This window comes from Bradyrhizobium acaciae (assembly GCF_020889785.1).
GTDB lineage: Bacteria > Pseudomonadota > Alphaproteobacteria > Rhizobiales > Xanthobacteraceae > Bradyrhizobium > Bradyrhizobium acaciae.
The window spans coordinates 18533-41553 of sequence record NZ_JACMYK010000061.1; the positions used below are offsets into that span (position 1 = coordinate 18533).

Here is a 23021-nt window from a genome sequence, read left to right on the forward strand (position 1 = left end):
ACCCGGCGGGCGCCGGAGGCGGACGGTCCGGCGGCACCGCACCGGAGGAATTGAACTGAGCATATGGCAGTATCACGGACAAGAAACCGCGGTCACGTGGACTTGACGACGCGCCGCTGCGGCGCCACAGCACGCTGGATCCTTTCTCGAGCATGATCCTTTCGGAAAACCGGTTTCCACTTTTCCGGGTCATGCTTTAATCACTGCTTCTTGAAGCGGACATGAACGAAACAGACGTCGTCATCATCGGTGCGGGGCACAACGGCCTCACCTGCGCGACCTATCTCGCGATGGCAGGGCTGCGGGTAAAGGTCGTGGAACGCCGCAAGGTGGTCGGCGGTGCCGCCGTCACCGAGGAGTTCTGTCCGGGCTTCCGCAATTCGGTCGCCGCCTACACGGTGAGCCTGCTCAACCCGCAGATCATTTCCGACCTGAAACTTGCCGATCAGGGCCTCAAGATCGTCGAGCGCCGCGCGCAGAACTTCCTCCCCGCACCCGACGGCGGCTACCTCTTGACCGGCGAAGGCCGGACCCAGCAGTCGGTCGCGAAACTCAGCCGGCGCGACGCAACCACAATCGGCGTGTTCTCGGCGGAACTCGAAGCCATCGCCGACGTGCTGCGCCAGTTCGTGCTGCGCGCGCCGCCGAACCTCGTCGAGGGTTTCGGCATCGGCGCGATGAGCGAGGCCTTCAACGCGCTTGGCACCGCCAACATCCTGCGTCGGCTGTCGCTGGAACAGCAACGCAATCTGCTCGACCTGTTCACACGCTCGGCCGGCGAGATGCTCGACGAGCGTTTCGAGAGCGACCTCGTCAAGGCGCTGTTCGGCTTCGATGCCATCGTCGGCAATTACGCCAGCCCCTACGCGGCCGGCTCCGCCTACGTGATGCTGCACCATGCATTCGGCGAGGTGAACGGCAAGAAAGGCGTCTGGGGCCATGCGATCGGCGGCATGGGTGCGATCACCCAGGCGATGGCAAGCGCCGCGCGCAGCCATGGCGTCGAGATCGAAACCGATGCGGGAGTCCGCGAGGTGATCGTCGAGAAGGATCGTGCCACCGGCGTGATCCTCGACAATGGCGAGACGATCCGCGCCAGATATGTTGTCTCGAACATCAATCCGAAGCTGCTGTACACACGCCTGGTGCCGGACGCCGCACTGCCAGGCGAATTCCTCGCGCGCATCTCACGATGGCAGAATGGTTCCGGCACGTTCAGGATGAACGTGGCGCTGAGCGCCCTGCCCTCGTTCACCGCGCTGCCCGGACAGGGCGATCACCTCACCGCGGGCATCATCATCGCCCCAAGTCTCGGTTACATGGATCGCGCCTGGCGCGATGCGCGCGAATTCGGCTGGAGCCGCGCGCCCGTCGTCGAGGTGCTGATCCCCTCGACGCTCGACGACAGCCTGAGCCCGCCGGGCCAGCATGTCGCGAGCCTGTTCTGCCAGCACGTCGCGCCGCAATTACCCGACGGCAAGTCGTGGGACGACCATCGCGAAGAGGTCGCCGATCTGATGATCGCAACCGTGGACCAATACGCCCCCGGCTTCGCAGGTACCGTGCTCGGTCGCCAGATCCTGTCGCCGCTCGATCTCGAGCGGCAGTTCGGCCTGCTCGGCGGCGACATCTTCCATGGCGCGCTGACGCTGAACCAGTTGTTCTCGGCGCGGCCGATGCTGGGCCACGCCGACTACCGCGGACCGCTGCGCGGGCTCTACCATTGCGGATCCGGCGCCCATCCCGGCGGCGGCGTCACCGGTGCCCCCGGCCACAACGCCGCGCGGGCCGTCCTGGCCGACCATCGCGCACTGTTCGCATAGAACGAATACGACGCACATCCTGCCGCGGCACGGCACGCTGTGGACAGGGTTGTGGAGAAGCTGTGGGTCGACCGTGGTCAGAGCTCGTGTCCCATCGCGGGAGAAACGGTGAATATCCCGATGGACTGCCTGTGGAGCAGAGGCTGACAACCGGGGGACAACGCGGTTGATGTCTCGTTGATAAGCCGTCTGGAACTCTGTGGACAACCGGTCAAAAAGAAAGCACCGGGCGTCGTTGCCCGGTGCTTGCCTCAGAACGCGGTTTGCGAAATTACTTGAGCGAGCCGGAAATCGTGCTGAAAGTTCCGCTTAGCGTGGTACCGACACCATTCACCGCAGCGATGATGGCGATGGCGATACCGGTCGCGATCAGTCCGTATTCGATGGCGGTCGCGCCGGATTCATTCCGGAAAAACCTAACAATAAAAGCCTTCATTGTAGCCCTGCCCTCAGTTGTGGTGCCCTTGGAACAACGGCGTTCCCGGTTCCGGAACTGGTACTACTACGGGGAAATCTAAAGTTGCCTTCATCGGGAACCTACCAATTCTCGCGAAATTCAATTGAATCCCGGTTGAAATTTTAACAAAAACCGCGCTACCGGCCTCCGATGACCCCGTCCACACACCGCGCCAGCATCACCCTTTCAGACGAACCGACCGCAAAGCGCGTGGTCGACGCGCTCTCGGAGCTGTTTTTCGAGGACCAGGCGGCGTTTGCGGCCTTCGAGCGGCCCGACGGCCGCTGGGACGTCACCGTCCATTTTGCCGAGCCGCCGGACCAGGCCTTGCTGCGCGAGCTGGTCGGCCAAGTCGTGCGGCCGGATGTCGCATCAACTTTGGTCTTTGATACCGTGGAGGCGAAGGATTGGGTGAAAGCCAGCCTCGAGGACCTCGTCCCGGTCGCGGCCGGCCGCTTCATCGTCCACGGCCAGCATGACCGGCACAGGATCCCCGCCAACAAGCTCGGGATCGAGATCGAGGCGGCGCTCGCCTTCGGCACCGGCCATCACGGCACCACGCGCGGCTGCCTGCTGCTGCTCGACCACGTGCTGAAGGCCTATCAGCCTCGCCGCGTGCTCGATCTCGGCACCGGGACCGGCGTGCTGGGGATCGCCGCCGCCAAGGCGCTGCACGGCAAGGTGCTGGCGAGCGATATCGACGCTCCGTCGGTCAGGGTCGCCGAGGAGAACGCCTGGCTGAACGGCGCTGGACACCTCGTGGATGTGATCCGCGCCACCGGCTTTGCGTCACCACGCTTCGCCGAGGACGGGCCGTTCGATCTCGTGCTCGCCAACATCCTCGCCAATCCGCTCCGGCAACTTGCCGGCCCGATGGCGCGCCACCTCGCTGCGTCGGCGCAGGTCATCCTCTCCGGCCTGCTGACGCACCAGGCACCGGCGGTCATCGCCGCCTATCGCGCCCGCGGGCTGGTGCCGCTGCGGCATCTGAAGATCGAGGGCTGGAGCAGCCTGCTGCTGCGCTCAAGATCATGATGCAAAATCGCATCATGATCTTGTCTTCTTGTCTGAGCATGATCTTTTCGGAAAACCGGTTCCCACTTTTCCGGATCATGCTCTAAATGACCGCCCCCGGCAGACAGTGCGGCGACTGCACGCTCTGCTCCAAGGTGATGGCGATCGAGGAACTGGCGAAGCCCGCCAATACATGGTGTCCGCATTGCAAGCCGGGGCGCGGCTGCCGGATCTACCCAAGCCGGCCGGCGGAGTGCCGCACGTTCAGCTGCGTCTGGCTGCTCAATGAACTGCTGGAGGAGCACTGGAAGCCCTCCAGATCGAAGCTTGTCCTGACCACGTCGGACGACGGTCTCGAGGTCCGATGCGATCCGGGCTTCCCCGACGCCTGGCGCAGGGAGCCGTTTCGCAACGAGCTCAGGGAATGGACCGTATCCGGCGAGACGCTCGACATGACCGTCGTCGTGATCGTCGGCCAGCGCATGACGCTGCTGACGCGAGAGCGCGAATTCGATCTCGGTATCGTCGGCCCCGATGAGCGGATCGTGCGCGAACTCGACGGCACCAGGGTCGTCAATGCGACCGTGGTGAAGGCATCGGACCTCGCGCAGTAGACGCAATCTGCGGACTGGTTATTTGGGCGCACCGGAATCGCGGCCCGCCGCCTCGACCTTGTCCTGACTGGCTGCGCGCCGGGCGCGCGCCTCGGCAAAGCGATCCAGCATCTGGACGATGACGCCACGCGGCTTCTGTTCGACCGGCGCGATCGGGCCGCGGGGGATCGGCGGCGAGATCTTCTCAAACGTGAATGCAGGCATCGTGCATCTCCTCACCGTTGAGTTGAGACACTCCTGGACACTCCCCGTACGCTTGACCATCGACGTGCAGTGGACATCGTCCGGTCAGGTCTACTATGCCATGTTTCAAGCAGAAGTTATGCCAAAAATATGGTCACGCTTGACTGCGCTTGCGCGAAGCTCATGCTCGACCCGAAGAGAGTACGACAGCGATGTTCGAAGCCCATTTCCAGACGTTCGAAGAACCCGAAGGCGGCGTGGCGCTCACCGCACGGCTGAGCGCGCTGCGCGAGGAACTGGCGCGGCGCAAGCTGACGGGATTTGTGGTTCCCCGCGCCGATCAGCAGCAGAATGAATATGTTGCCGCGTCCGAGGAGCGGCTCGCCTGGCTCACAGGTTTCACCGGATCGGCCGGGCTCGCGATCGTGCTGAGCAAGGAAGCCGCCCTGTTCGTCGACGGCCGCTACACGTTGCAGGCCGCCAAGCAGGTCGACCGCAAGGCCTGGCAGGTCGAGCCGCTGGTCGAGCCGCCGCCGGAGCACTGGCTGACCCGGCATCTGGCGGCCGGGGACCGCCTAGGATTTGACCCCTGGCTGCACACTTCTGCGGCAGCCGAACGGCTGGCGGCAGCCTGCACCAAGGCGGGCGCCGAGCTGGTCGCCGTCGACGGCAACCCGATCGATACGATCTGGCACGAACGTCCGGCACCGCCGCTCGGCCCGGTCTCTATTCACGGCGCGCAGTTTTCCGGCGAGATCGAAGCCGAGAAGCTCAAGCGCATCCGGCTCGAGATCAACAAGCTCGGCGTCGATGCGCTGGTGCTCTCCGACAGCCACGCGGTGGCCTGGGCCTTCAATATCCGCGGCGCCGACGTCTCGCACACGCCACTGCCGCTGTCCTACGCGCTGGTGCCGAAGGACGGCCGGCCGCTGGTGTTCATCGATCACCGCAAGCTGTCCAACGCGACCCGCGACCATCTCGAACAGTCGGCCGATGTCGAGGAGCCGGCGGCGCTGACACCGAAGCTCACCGAGCTCGCCAGGCGCGGCGCCTCGATCGCACTCGACAGCGCAACCGCCGCGGACGCCCTGAGCCGCCTGATCTCGGGCGCCGGCGGCAAGCCGGTGCGCGGCAACGATCCGGTCAGCCTGCTGAAGGCGGTCAAGAACATCACCGAGATCGAGGGCACGCGCACGGCGCATCAGCGCGACGCGGTGGCGCTGACCCGCTTCCTCGCCTGGATCGACCGCGAGGCGCCGTCCGGCGCCCTTACCGAGATCGACACCGTCGAGGCGCTGGAGACGTTCCGCCGCCAGACCGGCGCGCTGAAGGACGTTTCGTTCCCGACCATCGCCGGCACCGGGCCGAACGGCGCCATCGTGCATTACCGCGTGACGCGCAAGAGCAACCGCCGCATCGAGCCCGGCGACTTGCTGCTGATCGATTCCGGCGCGCAATATCAGGACGGCACCACCGACGTCACCCGCACCATCGCCATCGGCCAGCCGACCGACGAGATGCGCGACCGCTTCACCCGCGTGCTGCGCGGCCACATCGCAATCGCCCGCGCGATCTTCCCCGACGGCACCACCGGCGCGCAGCTCGATACGCTGGCGCGGCAATATCTCTGGCAGGCCGGGATCGATTTCGAGCACGGCACCGGCCACGGCGTCGGCAGCTATCTCAGCGTCCATGAAGGCCCGGCGCGGATCTCGAAGCTCGGCACCACGCCGCTGAAGCGCGGCATGATCCTGTCCAACGAGCCCGGCTACTACAAGACCGACGCCTATGGCATCCGGATCGAGAACCTCGAACTTGTGATCGGCACCGACATTGCCGGCGCCGAGAAGCCGGTCAACGCCTTCGAGACGCTGACCCTGGCGCCGATCGATCGCCGCCTGATCGAGGTGAGCATGCTGAGCGCCGGCGAACTGGCCTGGCTCAACGACTACCACGCCCGCGTCGCGCGCACGGTGCGCCCGCATCTCGACGACAACGCCACCAAGCTGTGGCTCGACGAGGCCACGGCGGCGCTGAAGTAGCGACGTCGAGTTTTACGTTCACCCTCCGCACGTTCAGTGTCATCCCCCGCGAAAGCGGGGGATCCAGTACGCCGCGGCCCATCGGCTCAACAACGACGGCCTCTGGAATACTGGGTCCCCCGCTTTCGCGGAGGACGACAGCAGAATGTAAGGGGACGTCGCCTGCCTAATTGCGCGTGACGAAACATCAACCGCGGCGTCTCCCGAAATCGCATGGGCGTATGCCGAAACACCGGTATTCCCCGCGAGGGACCACGCTACAGTCATTCCACAATGCTGGATCGGACCTGAATGCACGGCGTGATGGGCAAGCCGCCCGGCGCGCCCACAAACAACATCGCGACATCGAAGGTCATGCTGCTGATGCTCGTCGTGATGACGGGCGTCGCGCCGATCTCGCTCTACATGCTGGTCCCGGCGCTGCCGGTGCTGGCGACCACTTTCGGCCGCGACATCGGCATCGCGCAGATGACCGTGTCGCTCTACATGGTCGGCATTGCGCTCTCGCAGCTCATCATGGGTCCGCTGTCCGACAAGTTCGGCCGCCGCCCGGTGCTGCTCGCAGGCCTCGGCCTGATGGTGGTGGCGGGCATCGGCTCTGTGTTCGCCGAGACCCTGCCGCAGCTGATCGCCGCTCGCTTCTTCCAGGCGCTCGGCGGCGCCAGCGGCATGGTGATCAGCCGCGCCATCATCCGCGACCTCTATCCGCGCGAGCGGGTCGGCGCCATGATCAGCCTCGTCGTCGCCGCGCTGATGATCGCGCAGATGGTCAGCCCGTTGACCGGCGGCCTTCTGGAAACCGCATTCGGCTGGCGCGCGATCCTCTATCTCGTCACCGCGGCGTCGCTGACCGTCACGATCTTCATCGCATTGGCGCTGCCCGAGACCCGCCGCGACCGCGCCGACAGTTCGAGCTTTCGCGGCGACCTCGGCGGACTGCTGCGCAGCCGCGCCTTCGTCGGCTATCTCATGTGCCAGGTGCTGGCGTCGCAGATCATCTTCGCCTTCGCCGGCGGCGGCCCCTACATCGTGGTGACCCAGATGGGCCGCAGCAGCGCCGAGTACGGCGCGTGGTTCGCGATGACGGGGTTCGGCTACTTCATCGGCAACCTGCTCTGCGTGCGGTTCGCGCCGCGGCACTCGCTGGAGAAACTGATCTGGTTCGGCCTCGCGCTGCAGCTCGGCGGCAGCCTGTTGAACCTGATCTGGAGTTTCACTGGCGTAAACCAGGCCCCGATCTGGCTGTTCGGCACCCAGATGATCGTGATGGTCGCCAATGCCTTCGTGATGGCCAATTCCGCCGCCGGCGCGATCAGCATCCGGCCCGAGGCGGCCGGCACCGCCTCCGGCGCCATGGGCTTCCTGCAGCAGGGCATCGGTTCGCTGATCTCGCAATTCGGCGCCTATCTCGGCGGCCACTCCACTACCACGCTGCCGCTGACCTCGGCGATCTTCGCGATCTCGATCGCATGTGCCTGCACCATGATCTTCGTGGTGCCGCGGCGGAACGTGGTGGTGAGCGAGGAGCTGATCGCGCAGGCGGAGGAGGATGAGCAGGGGATGATGTGAGGCGCGCGAATGCGTCACATCCTCACCTCGTCATCCCCCGCGAAAGCGAGGGATCCAGTACGCCGCGGCCTATCGGGTAAATCACTGCGGCCTCTGGAATACTGGGTCCCCCGCTTTCGCGGAGGACGACAGTGGCAACTGCGGCAACACCTACTCCCCAATCAGCTTCAGCCACTCATCTTCGGTGAGCACCTGCACGCCGTGCTTCTGGGCCTCGGCGAGCTTCGAGCCGGCGCCCGGCCCGGCGACGACGTAGTCGGTCTTCTTCGACACCGAACCGGCCGCCTTGGCGCCCAGCCGCTCGGCCGTCGCCTTGGCCTCGTCGCGCGTCATCTTTTCCAGCGAGCCGGTGAACACCACGGTCTTGCCGGCCACCGCCGAATTGCTCTTCGGTTTCTCGGCATCGACGATCTCGTCGAGCTCTTTGGTCAGCCGCTCGACGATGCCGCGATTGTGGCTCTCGCCAAAATAGTCCGCGATGCTCTTGATCACGGTGTCGCCGATCTGGTCGAGCGCATCCATCTCGGCGATCGCCTCCTCATCGCCCTTGGCGACCTTGAGGCAGGCGTCGTGGAACGCGTCCCATGAACCGTAGCCGCGCGCCAGCGCCAGCGCGGTGGTCTCGCCGACATGGCGCATGCCGAGCGCATAGATGAAGCGTTCCAGACCGATCCGGCGGCGGCTGTCGATGGCGGCGAACAGATTGCGCACGGAGGTCTCGCCGTAACCCTCGATGTCCTCGAGCTTCAGCTTCGCGTTGCGCTTCGGCAGCGTGAAGATGTCGGCGGGCTCCTTGACCCAGCCCGCGTCGAAGAAATATTGCAGCTGCTTCACGCCGAGGCCGTCGATGTCGAAGGCGCGGCGCGACACGAACAGGATCAGATGCTCGACCTTCTGGAACGGACAGGCGAACTCGCCGCTGCAGCGCAGCCGCGAGCCCTCTTCGCCGGTCGCGGTCTCCTCGCGCACCACGTCGGTGTGCAGCGGGCATGGGCACTTCTTCGGGAAATGGAATTCCTTCGCGCTCTTCGGCCGCTTGTCGATCACGACGTCGACCACCTGCGGGATCACGTCGCCGGCGCGCTGGATCACCACAGTGTCGCCAATCCTGATGTCGCGTCCCTCGCGCAGCACCTCGCCCTTGTTGCCGATGCCCTTGATGTAGTCCTCATTGTGCAGCGTGACGTTCTGCACGATCACGCCGCCGACGCCGACCGGCTCGAGCTTGCCGACCGGCGTGAACGAGCCGGTGCGCCCGACCTGGATCTCGATGTCGCGCAGCACGGTCATGGCGCGCTCGGCCGGGAATTTGTGCGCGATCGCCCAGCGCGGCGTGCGCGACACGAAGCCGAGCCGCTCCTGCCAGTCGATGCGATCGACCTTGTAGACGACGCCGTCGATGTCGTAGTCGAGCTCGGCGCGCTGCTCCTCGATCTTGCGATGGAAGGCGATCAGCTCCTCGACCGAGTGACACAGCTTGGTCAGCGGATTGGTCTTGAAGCCGCAGCGCTCGAACCAGTGGATCATGCCGGTCTGGGTATCCTCCGGCATCGCGCTCATCTCGCCCCAGGCATAGGCGAAGAAACCAAGCGGCCGCGAAGCGGTGATGCCAGGATCCTTCTGCCGCAGCGAGCCGGCCGCCGAATTGCGCGGATTGGCGAAGATGGTGTCGCCGGCGGCCTTCTGCCGCTCGTTGAGCGCCAGGAACGCCTTCTTGGTCATGTAGACCTCGCCGCGCACCTCGCAGATCTCGGGCACATTGCGGCCCTTGAGCTTCTGCGGCACATCCTCCAGCGTGCGGATGTTGGCGGTGACGTCCTCGCCCTCGGCGCCGTCGCCGCGGGTCGCCGCAGTGACGAGCTCGCCACCCTCGTAGCGCAGCGACATCGAGAGGCCGTCGATTTTCGGCTCGGCCGAGAAATCGATCTTGTCGTCCGGCAGCTTGAGGAAGCGCGTGATGCGCCCAACGAAGTCGACCACGTCGGCTTCCGCAAACGCGTTGTCGAGCGACAGCATCGGGACGGAATGGCGGACCTTCCTGAAGCGCCCCGACGGTGCGGCGCCGACCTTCTGCGACGGCGATTCCGCCGTGACGAATTCGGGGAAGCGCTTCTCGATCGCGTTGTAACGCTGCCGCAGCGCGTCGTATTCGGCATCGGTAACGCTGGGCGCGTCGTCCTGGTAGTAGCGCTTGTCGTGGCCTTCGAGCTCGAGCGCAAGCCGTATCAACTCGACCTTGGCCTGCGCCTTGGTGAGCTTGTCGACGTCGACCAGCGCTTTCTTCGTTTTGGTGGCCATCGGCGAACTAACTCGCCGCCCGCAGCAGCCGTTCCGCGGCCGCCCTCGCCTCCGCGGTGATCTCGGCGCCGGCCAGCATGCGCGCGATCTCCTCACGGCGATGGTCGGCGGCGAGCGCGTTGACGCGGGTGGCAACGCGCTTGCCCTTGTCGAGCGCATCCTTGGAGATCAGCAGATGCTGGCTGGCGCGGGCCGCGACCTGCGGCGCATGCGTCACCGCCATCACCTGCACCTTGCCGGCGAGACGCGCCAGCCGCGAACCGATCGCATCCGCCACCGCGCCGCCGACACCGGTGTCGATTTCGTCGAACACCAGGGTCGGCGCCGAGCCGCGATCGGCCAGCACGACCTTCAGCGCCAGCAGGAAGCGCGACAGCTCGCCGCCGGAGGCGACCTTCATCATCGGTCCCGGCTTGGTGCCGGGATTGGTCTGGACCCAAAACTCGACGCGGTCGATGCCCTGCGGACCCGGCGCGGCCGCGTTGCTCTCGACCTGGGTCATGAATTTCGCGCGCTCGAGCTTGAGCGGTGCGAGCTCGGCATTGACGGCCTTGTTGAGCTTCTCAGCCGCCTTGCTGCGCGCCGCCGACAGCTTTGTCGCCGCAGCAGCATAGCGCTTGTCGGCTTCGGCAGCGGCCGCCTCCAGCTTCTTCAACTGATCGGCGCCGGCATCGATCAGCGCGACGTCGCCGGCATATTGCGCGGCCAGCGCGGCCAGCAGATCCACCGGCGTCGAATATTTGCGCGAGGCCGCGCGCAGCGCGAACAGCCGCTCCTCGATGCGCTCGAGCTCGGCCGGATCGAAATCGGTCGCGGCCAGCGCGGCGTGGAGGTGCTGGTCGGCCTCTTCCAGCGCGTTGATCGCAATGTCGATCGCCTTCACCGCCGGCTCGATCAGGCCGGGCGCATTGGCGGCGCGCCGCTCCAGCCGCCGTACCGCCGCGGACAGGGCCGACACCGGCGAATGCGGGCCGCCGATCGCTTCCTGCGCCTCGCGCAGATCGGTCGCGACCTTCTCGCCCTGCATCATGGTGGTGCGGCGGTTGGCGAGCTCGGTCTCCTCGCCCTCCTTCGGCGCCAGCGCCTTCAGCTCCTGGGACGCGTGGCGCAGATAGTCGGCCTCGCGGGCGGCGCGCTCCATGCCGGCGCGATGCTCGTCTAGCGCGGTGCCGGCGGTGCGCCTGACATCCCACAGCGCTTCCAGCGCCGCGACATCCTTCTCGTGGCCGGCGAAGGCATCAAGCAGCTGGCGGTGGGTGGAGGCATCGACCAGAGCGCGCTCGTCGTGCTGGCCGTGGATCTCGACCAGAACGGCGCCGACCGCCTTCAGGGTCTGCACGCTGATCGCCTGGTCGTTGATGAAGGCACGGGTGCGGCCGTCGGCAAGCTGCACGCGGCGCAGGATCATCTCACCGGTGTCGTCGAGGCCGTTCTCGGCCAGGATCCTGGCCGCCGGATGCCCCTTCGGGACATCGAACGTGGCGGTGACCTGGCCCTGTTCGGCGCCGTGGCGCACGAGGCCGGCGTCACCGCGGCCGCCGAGCGCCAGCGCAAAGGCATCAAGCAGGATCGATTTGCCGGCGCCGGTTTCGCCGGTCAGCACCGCCAGGCCACGGGAAAATTCGATATCGAGCCGTTCGATCAGGACGATGTCACGGATCGACAGACGGGCCAGCATGCGAGGACAATTCCTAGCCGAGACCTATCTTCTTGAAGGTCCTGCTGATCCAGGATCCCTGATTCTCGCTCGGCTCGAGACCGCCGGACTTTACTAGATTATATGCGTCCTTGTACCAGCGGCTGTCCGGAAAATTGTGGCCGAGCACGGCGGCAGCGGTCTGCGCCTCGCCGACGATGCCGATCGCCATATAGGCCTCGGTAAGCCGGTAGAGCGCCTCTTCGACATGGCGCGTGGTCTGGTACTGCGTAACCACGGTCTTGAAGCGATTGATCGCGGCGGTGTAGTCGCGCTTCTCGACGTAGTAGCGGCCGACCGCCATCTCCTTGCCGGCGAGCTGGTCGCGCGCGGCCTGGATCTTGTTCTTGGCCTGGGTGGCGTATTCCGAGGTCGGATATTTCCGCACCACCTCTTCGAGCGCCGCGATCGCCTTCTCGGTGCGGCCCTGGTCGCGCGAGATGTCCGGGATCTGGTCGAAATGCGATGCCGCAATCAGGTACTGGGCGTAGGCGGCGTCCGGGCTGCCGGGATGCAGCGTGACGTAGCGGGTGGCGGAGCCGATGCAGCTGTCGTAGTCCCCGGCCTGGTAATACGAATAGGCCGACATCAGCAGCGACTTGCGCGCCCAATCCGAATAGGGATGCTGACGGTCGACTTCCTCGAACTTCTTCGAAGCGGCCTTCAGATCCTTCTTCTCGTTCATCATGTACAAGCCCTCATTGTAGAGCTTGTCCGCGGGCTCATCGACGAACGTGTCGTCCTTGGCCATGAACTTGTCCCACAGCGCGCCGGTGCCGCAGCCTGAGAGCGGCATTGCCAGCACGATCAGGCCCGCCGCAAAGCGCAGCGTGCGCACGGCCTTCGTCAGGCCGGAGACGTCAGAAGGAGAGCGTGGTTCGAGCGCCATACGCATTGCCGACATGAATTGTAAAACCTGACGCCTTTGATGCGGTTAACGGCGACCCCACTCCACCCATGAACCGCGATCATGGATGCAATATCTCTGGTGCCGTTGGCGCCATGTTGGGCAACCGCGGGCCTGTTTAACCGAAAAATGACCGTGGACCAACCGAATACGGAGCCATTCCGCCGGGAATAAGGCGACCCAACGATGCTCACAGCCTGCTGTGGTTATTACGGAAATTGGGCCCGACCGGCTAGGCGATCAGGACCTGCGGCGATCAGGACACGTCCGGGCCGTAGGCTGGGGCGACGAGACCGCCCACGGTGCCTGCACCGGCTTCGACATGGCCGCGGACCGGCCGCCGAGCGGTGTCCGATTCGACCACGCGCCAGGCGCTGCGGTCGGCCAGCAGCGCCTTCAGCACTGCGTTGTTGAGCTTGTGACCGCCGCATACCGAACGATAGCTGCCGAGCAGCGGCAGGCCGGCCAGCGCGAGGTCGCCGATCACGTCGAGCACCTTGTGGCGGGCGCATTCGTTGGCGTAGCGCAGGCCCTCAGCGTTGAGCAGGCGGGCCTCGTCGAACACCACCGTGTTGTCGAAGGAGGCACCGAGTGCGAAGCCTGCGCCCCACAGCCGCGCCACGTCGTTCATGCAGCCGAAGGTGCGGGCACGCGCAACCTCGCGGCGGAAGCCTTCCGGCGAAAGATCAAAGGAGAAGGTCTGCTGGCCGATCACCTTGTTGGTGAAATCGATCTCGACTTCGACGCGGAAACCGCCGGCGAACGGACGCAGCTCGCCCATCGCATCGCCGATCTTGACCTGCACCGGCTTCAGCACCTGGATGAAGCGGCGAACACCGGGCTGGGTCACGATGCCGGCCTGATCGATCGCTGCCACAAACGCCGCGGCGCTGCCGTCCATGATCGGAACTTCGGCGCCATCGACTTCGATCGTGGCGTTGTCGACGCCCATGCCGCGCAGCGCCGCGAGCACGTGCTCGGCAGTCGAGACCAGCGGCCCTTCGCGGTCACCCAGCACCGTCGCAAATTCGGTTGCGATCACGGCGTCGGCGGTGGCCGTGACTTCGCGGTCAGCACCATCGAGACCGGTGCGGACAAAAATAAAACCTGCATCAACAGGTGCAGGTCCCAACGTGAGACTGACAGGAAGACCGGAATGAACGCCTACGCCAGTCACGGTGGCTTGCGACCGAAGCGTTGTTTGACGGCTGAATTTCATTCGATAATGCCCACTACCCGACTTCACTCAATTCAAGTGGCCAAACTTCCCCAAGGCCGACTCGCTTGAGCTCCCCAAGTCACGGGAGACCATAGTGATTTCCTAAACCGCGCCAACTCACGCTTCTTTACCGATTGTTACCCCATCTCCGCCGCATTCACGCCCAAGGTTAACCAAATTGCGGCAGCGAAAACGGTCCTCGGCGGACGATCATCTGACCACCGAAAGAATAATTAATGATTTAAAATCAGTTGCTTGTTTACCGGCCGCAACCACGGACCCGCCAAATGGAGAAGGCCCCGGCGGTTCCCCGCCGAGGCCTTCTTGGTGGTCAAGGTTGTAACAAACTTCAGTTTGCCTGCCGGCGCAGGAAGGCCGGGATATCAAGATGGTCGTCGCCCTGTGGCGCCGGGGCAACAGGCGCCTGACGGCCATGAGCGTCCAATCCCTGCGGTGCCGGGCGCTTCGCATATTCCGATACCGGCGATTCGTTCGCCGAGATCTGCTGGGCGACGCTACGGGCCGGCTTGCGCTCGGGCAGCGGCGGCATCGTCGGCATGGCCGGACCGGAGGCGCGAGCCGCGATCGGCGGCTCGGTCTCTTCGTCGCGGCGGCCGAGGCCGACATTGGCCAGCCGCTGCAACAGCGACAGCCGGGTCTTCTGCGGGTGCTCCGTCTCGCCGTCACCGCTGGCCTGGCGGATTTCCGCCTGCGCCGGCATCGGCAGATCCTCGAACTTCGGCATCCGCGGGGCACGGACCGGCGAACGCTCGGCCGCCTGCGGGATGAAGGTCTCGGGCGGCATCGGCTCGTGCTGCTCGGCCCGGGCTGCCTCGTGGTCCGGGAACAGCGATGGCTTCTGGGCGATCGGCCGCACGGTGACGTCACCGTAGGAGGCCGGCTGCAGCGGCGCCTGGGCAGCCGGTGCGCTGTCCGGGGCAACTGCGGCCGCGATCGCCGCGAGCGCGGCGCGCTCGACGGCCGGACGCTGCTGGGCTGCGGCCGGAGCCGCAATCGGCGCAACGGTCACACCGGTCGGCGGTTCCAGCTTCTGGGCCCGCTCAGCCATGCGCTGATTGTCGGCACGCAGGCGGGCGGTGAGATCGGCCAGCCGGCTCTCCGGCGAACCACCCGACTGCTGCGCGGGCGCCTGGGCACGGGACGCGATCGCGGCCTGCTCGATGCCGGTTGCGACCACAGAGACGCGAATGATGCCATCGAGCGATTCGTCGAAGGTGGCGCCGACGATGATGTTGGCGTCGGCATCGACTTCTTCGCGGATGCGGGTTGCGGCTTCGTCGACCTCGAACAGGGTGAGGTCCTTGCCGCCCGTGATCGAGATCAGGAGGCCGCGGGCGCCCTTCATCGAGCTGTCGTCGATCAGCGGGTTGGCGATCGCGGCTTCCGCGGCGGTCAGCGCACGCTTCTCGCCGGTGGCCTCGCCGGTGCCCATCATCGCCTTGCCCATCTCCCGCATCACGGCGCGGACGTCGGCGAAGTCGAGGTTGATCAGGCCTTCCTTGACCATCAGGTCGGTGATGCAGGCGACGCCCGAGTACAGCACCTGATCGGCCATCGCGAACGCGTCGGCGAAGGTGGTCTTCTCGTTGGCGACCCGGAACAGGTTCTGGTTCGGGATGATCAGCAGCGTGTCGACCACCTTGTGGAGCTCGGAAATACCGTGCTCGGCGGTGCGCATGCGGCGCTGACCTTCGAAGTGGAACGGCTTGGTAACCACGCCGACGGTGAGGATACCCATTTCGCGGGCCGCCTTGGCGATCACGGGCGCAGCACCCGTGCCGGTGCCGCCGCCCATGCCGGCGGTGACGAACACCATGTTGGCGCCGGTGAGATGATCGCGCAGCTCGTCCATGACTTCCTGCGCCGCCGCAGCACCGACATCGGGCTGCGAACCGGCGCCGAGGCCCTGGGTGACCTGGGTGCCCATCTGGACGATGCGCTGGGCCTTCGACATGGTCAGCGCCTGCGCGTCGGTGTTGGCGACGACGAAGTCGACGCCCTGCAACCCGGCGGTGATCATGTTGTTGACGGCATTACCACCCGCGCCGCCGACGCCGAAGACGGTGATCCGCGGTTTCAGCTCGCTGATGTCAGGGGGTGTCAGATTGAGTGCCATGGTTGCCTCTCTCGATTATGCGCGCGTTGGTTCGTCCCGGCCGCTGGCCGCGGGAGCTGGTGAAAATGCAGTGAGCCGGGGTGCGGTCATCAGAAGCCCTCGCGAAGCCATCGTCCGACCTTTCCGAAGTAACCGTCTGTCCCTGTCCTGAGCTGCCGCGTGCGCCGCGGTTCGACATGTTCAAGATGTGCGTATTGCGGATAGACCAAGAGGCCCGTCGGCACCGAGAACGAGGCGCCCTTCGCCTCGTTCGGCAGCCGGCCGAAACCGAGCGGGCGGCCGATGCGGACCTGACGGTTCAGGATACGGGCGGCAAGCTCGACGGTGCCGGTGAGCTGCGATGCGCCGCCGCTCAGCACGACGCGCGCCCTCGGCTCTGCCGCAAAGGGGGAATCCGCGAGCCGGTCACGGACCATTTCGAAAATCTCCTCGGCGCGATGCCGGACAATGTTCGCGATCGTGGCGCGGGACACGATTTGCGGTGTCTCCCGATCATCGCCCGCAGTGGGAACGGACATCAGCTCACGCGAGTCCGAACCGCCGGTCAGCACTGTGCCGTATAAAGTCTTGATTCGCTCGGCATCCGCAATGCATGCGCCGATGCCGCGCGCAAGATCCATCGTGATGTGTTGCCCACCGAGCGCAAATCCGGATGCGTGCACGAGGCGGCCGCCGGAGTAAGTCGCGATCGTGGTCGAGCCCGCGCCCATCTCGACGACGGCAGCGCCGAGATCGGCCTCGTCATCGGTCAGCACCGAGAGGCCCGCGACATAGGGGCTCGACGCCATGGCTTCGACATTGAGATGGCAGCGCTCGACCACCAGCATCAGGTTCTTGGCAACCGTCGCATCCGACGTCACCACGTTCATGTCGACGCCGAACTGGCGCGCCACCATGCCCCGGGGATCGCGGATGCCCTTGACGCCGTCGAGCGCGTAGCCGACCGGCAGCGCGTGCAGCACGGTGCGGCCGGCGCCGGCGGCGTGGCGCATGCCGGCCGAGGTGACGCGGCTGATGTCGTCCGAGGTGACCGAGCCGCCGCGGATATCGGCCGCGGCTTCAACCAGTTGGCCATGCTGCCTGCCGCCGGAGACCGACAACAGGACGGATTCGACGCGGACCTTGGCCATGCGCTCGGCCAGCGCCACGGCGTGGCGCACCGCCTTCTCGCATTCGGCGAGATCGACGACGGAGCCGGCCTTGACGCCGCGCGACTGGATCTGGCTGTAGCCGATCAGCTCGACCGCATGGGTGCGCCCGCGCAGCGCCTCGTTCGGCGGCGACGGCCGGAGCCGTGCGATCATGCAGGCGATCTTGCTGGAGCCGATATCGAGCGAAGCCACCATCGCGGTGCGCTTCTGCATCGGGCGGGTCTTCGGGGTCAGATTGCGATCGAGGCCGGTCATGCGGAGTCACCGGCCTTCTTCTTGGACTTCTTGTCCTTGAGCAATTCGTCGCGCGCCTTGCCGGCGTCCTCCGACAATTGCACGATCAGGCGATCGGGCAGCCGCATGTCGACGGCGACGATGTCGCGCGAGAACAGCTTCTCGTCCTTGTCGAGCCTGGAGAGCGCGGCGAGCGCGTTGCCGACGTCGTTCTCCGGCAGCCGGACGTCGAGGCCGTCCTTCAGGCGCAGGTTCCAGCGCCGTTCGCCGACGAAGATCGCGGCCTTGGTCACCGCGCGCACCTGCGGGTAACGGTCGAGCAGCGCGAGGAAGTCCTGGGCGCGGGTATCCGCTCCCTTGCCCACCACCAGCGGCAGATTGAGGAAGCGGCGCGTGACGTAGGGCTCGAGCACGGCGCCGTCGGAGGCGATCACCGACAGGCGACCGTTCTGCTGCCACAGCGCGAAGGCGGTGCGCTCGACAATGTCGATCTGCAACCGGCCCGGATAGAGCTTGAGGATCGTGGCGTCCGCGATCCAGGGATTGGCCTTCAACTTGGCGCGCACGGTATCGGCGTCGAGGAACAGCAGCGAGGAGCGGCCGTTGACGCCGCCGATCGCAAGCACCTCATCCTGGCTCAGCTGCCTGCGGCCGTTGATGCCGACGGTGGTGATGCGGAAGCCTGCGGAATTGGCCAGCGCGTTGCGGGTGTCGCTGAGCGCCGTGGTGAACTCTTCGAGGTGGCCGCCCTTGACGATGCCGAAGCCCAGGCTGCCGAACAGGATCGCGAGCGTCGCGACCAGGCCGATGCGGCGCGGCAGATAGCGTTCGACCATCTGGATGTAGCGATTCGGCGGCTCGCGATCGATCACCTGTGGCCGCTTTGCGGAACGCGCGCGACGGCGGCGAGCGAGATGGGCGCCGACATACTCGCGCAGCAGCACTGCCGCTCCAATAGCGGCTGCTCTCAGGTCAGCTTGAGGCCCCAGCGATCGCAGCGATCGAGTGAGGCGTCCTGCACCATCCATTGCACGAACTCGTCACGTGTTGCGCCCGCAAACCCCGCGGGTCTCGGCACAAATCACGTCTCGGCAGACCGGTGGGATTAGAGTGGCCCCCTGTTCCCTGGTTGCGATCCTCGAAGCGGTATTCCGCGACAGCTCACGCCCCGGCAGCCAAGCGCTACTGCGCCGCCAGCGTTAACCTTCGGGCTTCCTGGTAAACAAACGGTAAATGAGTTCGGCCTGGAGCGTATTTTGATCAACGCTGTGAGTACTTTGCCGCGTACCCGTTAGCATTTTAGCAACAGCGCCCGGGTTCCATCCGGCCGAGTCGGGCGGGTTCCCGCCCGATCGGCCTTAACTTCTGGCGCGGCGGCGGGCGAGCTCGATCTGGTCGTCGAGGAAGTCGGCAAAAGCGATCCCCTGTGCTTTCAAGGCCTTAGGATACAACGATGCCGCGGTGAGGCCCGGCAGCGTGTTGGTCTCGAGGTAGACCGGGCCATTGGCCGATACGATGAAATCGCTGCGCGAGTACCCGGCGCAGGACAACGCGCGATGCGCCTTCAACGCGTGGTCCATGATCGCGGCACTGACCTCGGGCGCGAAGCGGCCGGGACAAATCTCCTGGGTCGACTTCAGAAGGTATTTGGCTGTGTAGTCGAAGGCTCCCTCCCCGGGCACGATCTCGATCGGCGGCAGCGCCAACACCGTGCCGTCGGATTGCTCGAGCACCCCGCAGGTCGCCTCCACGCCCGCGACGTACGGCTCGATCAGATAGTCTTCATGCCTGGCGGCATTGCGGACCGCGACGAGATCCTGCTGTGCGTTGACGAAGATCAGCCCGTAGCTCGATCCGTCCTTGGCCGGCTTTGCGATCAGCCTGCCATGTTGCGCGAAGGCCTCGTCGAGCTGTGCGACGGTGATGCCCTGCGGTGCGTTGAGGCCGGCGATCGCCGCGAAGCGCTTGGCCGACGGCTTGTCGAACGCCAGATGCGACGACGCCGAGCCGGAGCCGGTGAACGCAACGCCGCGCAACTCGCACATCGCCTGCAACTCGCCATTCTCGGCGCGGCCGCCGTGCAGGCCGAGCACCAGCACGCGCTGCTCGGCGCGTGCTTTGTCGAGCGCCTGGTCGAGCGCGATGCCGCGCCCGTCGGGCTTGAAATCGACCTCGAAGGGCCGCGCATGGCCAAGCAGCTTCTCGGACGTCACCGCATGCACGGTGTCGTCAACGTCCCAGAACCAGAGGTCCGCGTCGGGCAACGCGCGGTGCAGCGCCTGCGTGCTCGCGACCGAGACCAGCCGCTCCTTGTTGGTGCCGCCGAACAGAATGGTCACCTGCATCAGCTTTTTCCGATCCGCTTGATTTCCCAGTGAAGCTCAATTCCGCTGGTTTGCTTGACCCGCTCGCGCACCGTCTCGCCGAGCGTCTCGATGTCGTGCCCGGTGGCGTTGCCGGTGTTGATCAGGAAATTGCAGTGCATCTCCGACACCTGCGCACCGCCGACCTTGAGGCCGCGGCAGCCGGCCGCGTCGATCAGCTTCCAGGCGCTGTTGCCGGGCGGATTCTTGAAGGTCGAGCCACCGGTCTTTTCGCGGATCGGCTGCGCGGTCTCGCGATGGGCCTGCACCTCGTTCATGCGGGCACGGATCGCATCCGCATCGGTGATCGTGCCGCGCAAGCGCGCCGAGGTGAAGACGATGGACGGATCGACGCCCGAATTGCGGTAGACGAACTTCATGTCGGCATTGCCGAACGTGTGCTTCGTGCCGTCGCGGCCGATGCCGGTCGCTTCCACCAGCACATCCTTGGTCTCGCCGCCATTGGCGCCGGCGTTCATGCGCAACGCGCCGCCGACCGTGCCGGGAATGCCGAAGAGGAATTCCATGCCGCCGATTCCAGCTGCCGCCGCCGTCTCGGCGACGCGCTTGTCGAGCGCCGCAGCACCGGCAGTGACGACATCGCCAGCCGCGCTGGTTTCGCCGAACGCGCGCGGCGCCAGCCGGATCACGACACCAGGCATACCGCCGTCGCGCACGATCAGGTTGGAGCCGACGCCGACGACGTAGACCGGCAATTCCCGCGGCAGGCGCTTCAGGAAGTAGGCGAGATCGTCTTCATCGGCGGGCGTGAACAGCACCTGCGCCGGACCGCCGACGCGAAACCAGGTCAGCTCGGCCAGCGACTGGTTCGCCAGCAGCCGCCCGCGCAACTCAGGCATCGCGGCTTTCAGGTCGGGCGTAATGTCGGGGAAGGTCATGACGCGGTGAACGATGTGCGAGCTAGATTAGGATGGCGCCGCATTGCATCTGCAGTCGCCACCCGGGGCTTACCCCTCTCCCCAGCCCTCCCCCGCAAGGGGGGAGGGAGTCTGACGATCCTGCTCACCTCACTTGGCGCCACAACCGCATTCTGATTCGTTGCACGAGTCAGGGAGGCACCGGCGGAAGGGTTCCCTCCCCCCTTGCGGGGGAGGGCTAGGGAGAGGGGTGAGCCGCACGGGCGGTGCTGATCGCTGGCAACGAACATCATTACCCCAGCGCCTTCAATTCGCCGGGCAGTGCGTAGGCCCATTGCGTGATGTTGCCGGCGCCGAGACAGACCACGAGGTCGCCAGACTTGGCGAGGCCATGAACGATCTTTGCGAGCTCGCCCGCGTTCGACAGCGGGACGACGTTGCGATGACCGTGGGCGCGCAGGCCGGCGGCGAAATGATCGCGATCGATGCCTGCGATCGGCGTCTCGCCGGCCGGATACACTTCGGCAACCACGACCGCATCGGCATCGTTGAAGCAGGTGCAGAACTCCTCGAACAGCGACTGCAGGCGGGTGTAGCGATGCGGCTGCACCACGGCAATGATCTTGCCGTGGGTGGATTCCCGCGCCGCCTTCAGCACGGCCGCGATCTCGACTGGATGATGACCGTAATCGTCGATCACGGTGATGCCGTTGGTCTCGCCGGTCTTGGTGAAGCGCCGCTTGACGCCGCCGAAGCCGGCCATGGCCTGGCGGATCACGTCGTCGGACACGCCGAGCTCGTGCGCGACCGCGATCGCCGCCGTCGCGTTGGATGCGTTGTGGCGTCCCGGCATCGGCAGCATGATATCGGCGATCTCATGGATCGCGCCGGACTTGCGATCGCGGATTGCGACCTTGAATTTCGAGCCGCCGCCCATCGGCGTGAGATCCAACAGCTGCGCATCGGCCTGCGGATTTTGGCCATAGGTGATGATGCGGCGATCCTCGATCTTGCCGACCAGGGTCTGCACCACGGGGTGGTCGGTGCACATCACGGCGAAGCCGTAGAACGGAACGTTCTCGACGAAATTGCGGAACGCGTCCTGGATCGCCTCGAAGGTCTTGAAGTGATCGAGATGTTCGGGATCGATATTGGTGACGATGACGACATCGGACGGCAGCTTCAGGAAGGTGCCGTCGCTCTCGTCGGCCTCGACCACCATCCAGTCGCCGGCGCCTAACCGCGCGTTGGAGCCGTAGGCATTGATGATGCCGCCGTTGATGACGGTCGGGTCGAGCCCGCCGGCATCGAGCAAGGTCGCGACCATCGTGGTGGTGGTGGTCTTGCCGTGGGTGCCGGCGATCGCGACGCAGCTCTTCAGCCGCATCAATTCCGCCAGCATCTCGGCTCGCCGCACCACCGGAATGCGCCGTTCGCGCGCCGCCATCAGCTCGGGATTGTCGCGCTTGATCGCGGTCGAGACCACGACGACATCGGCGCCGTCGACATTCTCGGCGACGTGGCCGACCGAGACCTTGGCGCCCTTCTTGCGCAGCCGATCGAGATTGTAATTGTCCGACGCGTCGGAGCCTTGCACGGTGTAGCCGAGATTGATCAGCACCTCGGCGATGCCGCTCATGCCGATGCCGCCGATCCCGACGAAGTGAATGGGTCCGATCTCGCGCGGCAGTCTCATCTTGCTAGCACCTTCATCGTGTCCTGGCTCACCCGGCAGTCCTCCGACTTATGGAAGACTGACATGGCCGTAACAAGCCCGTCAGTGGCATTCCATAGACGAAAAATCCACGAAAGCGGCCTAAATACCCGCCACTTTCGCCACCAGATCGGCGAGCCGCTCGGCGGCATCGAGCCGGCCGACACTGCGCGCGGCAGCCGCCATCGCGGTCAGCCTCGAGGGCTCTGCGGCAAACGCCGTGATCTCGGCCGCCAGCCGCTCGGGCGTGAAGTCGCTCTGTGCGATACGCAGCGCGCCGTTCGCCTGCGACAGCACCCCGGCATTGGCGAACTGGTCCTGATCGATCGCGCCCGGCAGCGGCACCAGGATCGAGGGCCGCCCGATCGCGGCGAGCTCGGCGACCGTGCCGGCGCCGGAACGCGAGATCACGAGCTGGCTCGACGCGAGCCGTGCCGGCAAATCAGCGAAGAACGGCGCGAGTTCGGCGTTGATCTTGAGCCGATCATAGACCTCGCGCACCCTGGTCATGTCCTCGTCGCGCACCTGCTGGGTGATGATCAGGCGGCCCCACAGCGCAGGCGCGAGCTTCTCGATCGCAGGCGGCACGATGTCGCTCATCACCCGCGCGCCCTGGCTGCCGCCGACGACGAGCAGGCGCAGTGGCCCGTCCACTTCGGGCGGCGTGTATTTCACCGCGGCCGCCGCAAGGATCGCCGGGCGCATCGGCGTGCCGACGGTGG

At 65.8% G+C, this 23021-nt stretch carries 18 protein-coding genes; 5 read left to right on the forward strand and 13 right to left on the reverse strand.

The window, feature by feature from the left end; translation table 11 throughout:
- Positions 1–221 precede the first annotated feature (221 nt).
- Positions 222–1823 carry a phytoene desaturase family protein gene (locus tag H8A92_RS22390; RefSeq protein ID WP_229197762.1) on the forward strand — a complete coding sequence of 534 codons (1602 nt, stop codon included), beginning with the start codon at positions 222–224 and terminating at the stop codon, positions 1821–1823.
- A 271-nt stretch (positions 1824–2094) separates the two neighbouring features.
- On the opposite strand, the gene H8A92_RS22395 is transcribed toward H8A92_RS22390, so the two are convergent.
- Positions 2095–2259 (reverse strand): Flp family type IVb pilin, encoded by a 165-nt coding sequence (locus H8A92_RS22395; protein ID WP_229197763.1) that lies wholly within the window; start codon positions 2257–2259, stop codon positions 2095–2097.
- A 171-nt stretch (positions 2260–2430) separates the two neighbouring features.
- On the opposite strand from H8A92_RS22395, the gene H8A92_RS22400 reads away from it, so the two are divergent.
- Positions 2431–3315, forward strand: coding sequence for a 50S ribosomal protein L11 methyltransferase (locus tag H8A92_RS22400; protein WP_229197764.1), 885 nt, complete (start codon positions 2431–2433; stop codon positions 3313–3315).
- 86 nt (positions 3316–3401) lie between these two features.
- A complete protein-coding gene (locus H8A92_RS22405; protein WP_229197765.1) occupies positions 3402–3908 on the forward strand; it encodes a YkgJ family cysteine cluster protein in 507 nt (168 codons plus the stop codon).
- 18 nt (positions 3909–3926) lie between these two features.
- Here the strand turns inward: H8A92_RS22405 and H8A92_RS22410 are convergent, their stop codons facing one another.
- Entirely contained in the window at positions 3927–4112 is a 186-nt protein-coding gene (locus H8A92_RS22410) for a hypothetical protein (RefSeq protein ID WP_163151870.1), read from the reverse strand.
- A gap of 191 nt (positions 4113–4303) precedes the next feature.
- On the opposite strand from H8A92_RS22410, the gene H8A92_RS22415 reads away from it, so the two are divergent.
- Positions 4304–6133: an aminopeptidase P family protein gene (locus H8A92_RS22415; RefSeq protein WP_229197766.1), complete on the forward strand. Its 1830-nt coding sequence runs from the start codon at positions 4304–4306 to the stop codon at positions 6131–6133.
- A gap of 291 nt (positions 6134–6424) precedes the next feature.
- Positions 6425–7702, forward strand: a complete 1278-nt coding sequence (locus H8A92_RS22420) for a multidrug effflux MFS transporter (protein WP_229197767.1) — start codon at positions 6425–6427, stop codon at positions 7700–7702.
- 150 nt (positions 7703–7852) lie between these two features.
- On the opposite strand, the gene ligA is transcribed toward H8A92_RS22420, so the two are convergent.
- From ligA to H8A92_RS22475, 11 genes are all read right to left on the reverse strand, one after another.
- The gene (gene ligA / locus H8A92_RS22425; RefSeq protein WP_229197768.1) at positions 7853–10000 is read right to left on the reverse strand and encodes an NAD-dependent DNA ligase LigA; all 2148 of its coding nucleotides are present in this window, start codon (positions 9998–10000) and stop codon (positions 7853–7855) included.
- 7 nt (positions 10001–10007) lie between these two features.
- Positions 10008–11678 carry a DNA repair protein RecN gene (gene recN / locus H8A92_RS22430; protein WP_229197769.1) on the reverse strand — a complete coding sequence of 557 codons (1671 nt, stop codon included), beginning with the start codon at positions 11676–11678 and terminating at the stop codon, positions 10008–10010.
- Positions 11679–11691: 13 nt separating this feature from the next.
- Positions 11692–12600 (reverse strand): outer membrane protein assembly factor BamD, encoded by a 909-nt coding sequence (locus tag H8A92_RS22435; protein WP_229197770.1) that lies wholly within the window; start codon positions 12598–12600, stop codon positions 11692–11694.
- A 259-nt stretch (positions 12601–12859) separates the two neighbouring features.
- Positions 12860–13822, reverse strand: coding sequence for a UDP-3-O-acyl-N-acetylglucosamine deacetylase (gene lpxC, locus H8A92_RS22440; RefSeq protein ID WP_229197771.1), 963 nt, complete (start codon positions 13820–13822; stop codon positions 12860–12862).
- A gap of 349 nt (positions 13823–14171) precedes the next feature.
- Positions 14172–15959 carry a cell division protein FtsZ gene (ftsZ, locus tag H8A92_RS22445; protein ID WP_229197772.1) on the reverse strand — a complete coding sequence of 596 codons (1788 nt, stop codon included), beginning with the start codon at positions 15957–15959 and terminating at the stop codon, positions 14172–14174.
- Between the two features lie 89 nt (positions 15960–16048).
- Positions 16049–17365 carry a cell division protein FtsA gene (ftsA, locus tag H8A92_RS22450; protein WP_229197774.1) on the reverse strand — a complete coding sequence of 439 codons (1317 nt, stop codon included), beginning with the start codon at positions 17363–17365 and terminating at the stop codon, positions 16049–16051.
- Positions 17362–18372, reverse strand: coding sequence for a cell division protein FtsQ/DivIB (locus H8A92_RS22455; RefSeq protein WP_229197775.1), 1011 nt, complete (start codon positions 18370–18372; stop codon positions 17362–17364). Before H8A92_RS22455 ends, ftsA begins: the two co-directional genes overlap by 4 nt.
- Before the next feature lie 330 nt (positions 18373–18702).
- A complete protein-coding gene (locus H8A92_RS22460) occupies positions 18703–19689 on the reverse strand; it encodes a D-alanine--D-alanine ligase family protein (protein ID WP_229197776.1) in 987 nt (328 codons plus the stop codon).
- Complete coding sequence (murB, locus tag H8A92_RS22465; RefSeq protein ID WP_229197777.1) at positions 19689–20606, reverse strand: UDP-N-acetylmuramate dehydrogenase; 918 nt, start codon at positions 20604–20606, stop codon at positions 19689–19691. The genes H8A92_RS22460 and murB overlap by 1 nt, the downstream gene beginning before the upstream one ends.
- A 271-nt stretch (positions 20607–20877) precedes the next feature.
- Entirely contained in the window at positions 20878–22281 is a 1404-nt protein-coding gene (murC, locus tag H8A92_RS22470) for a UDP-N-acetylmuramate--L-alanine ligase (protein WP_229197778.1), read from the reverse strand.
- Positions 22282–22401: 120 nt separating this feature from the next.
- The coding region (locus tag H8A92_RS22475; RefSeq protein WP_274613446.1) for a glycosyltransferase at positions 22402–23021 on the reverse strand (620 nt) is incomplete at its 5' end.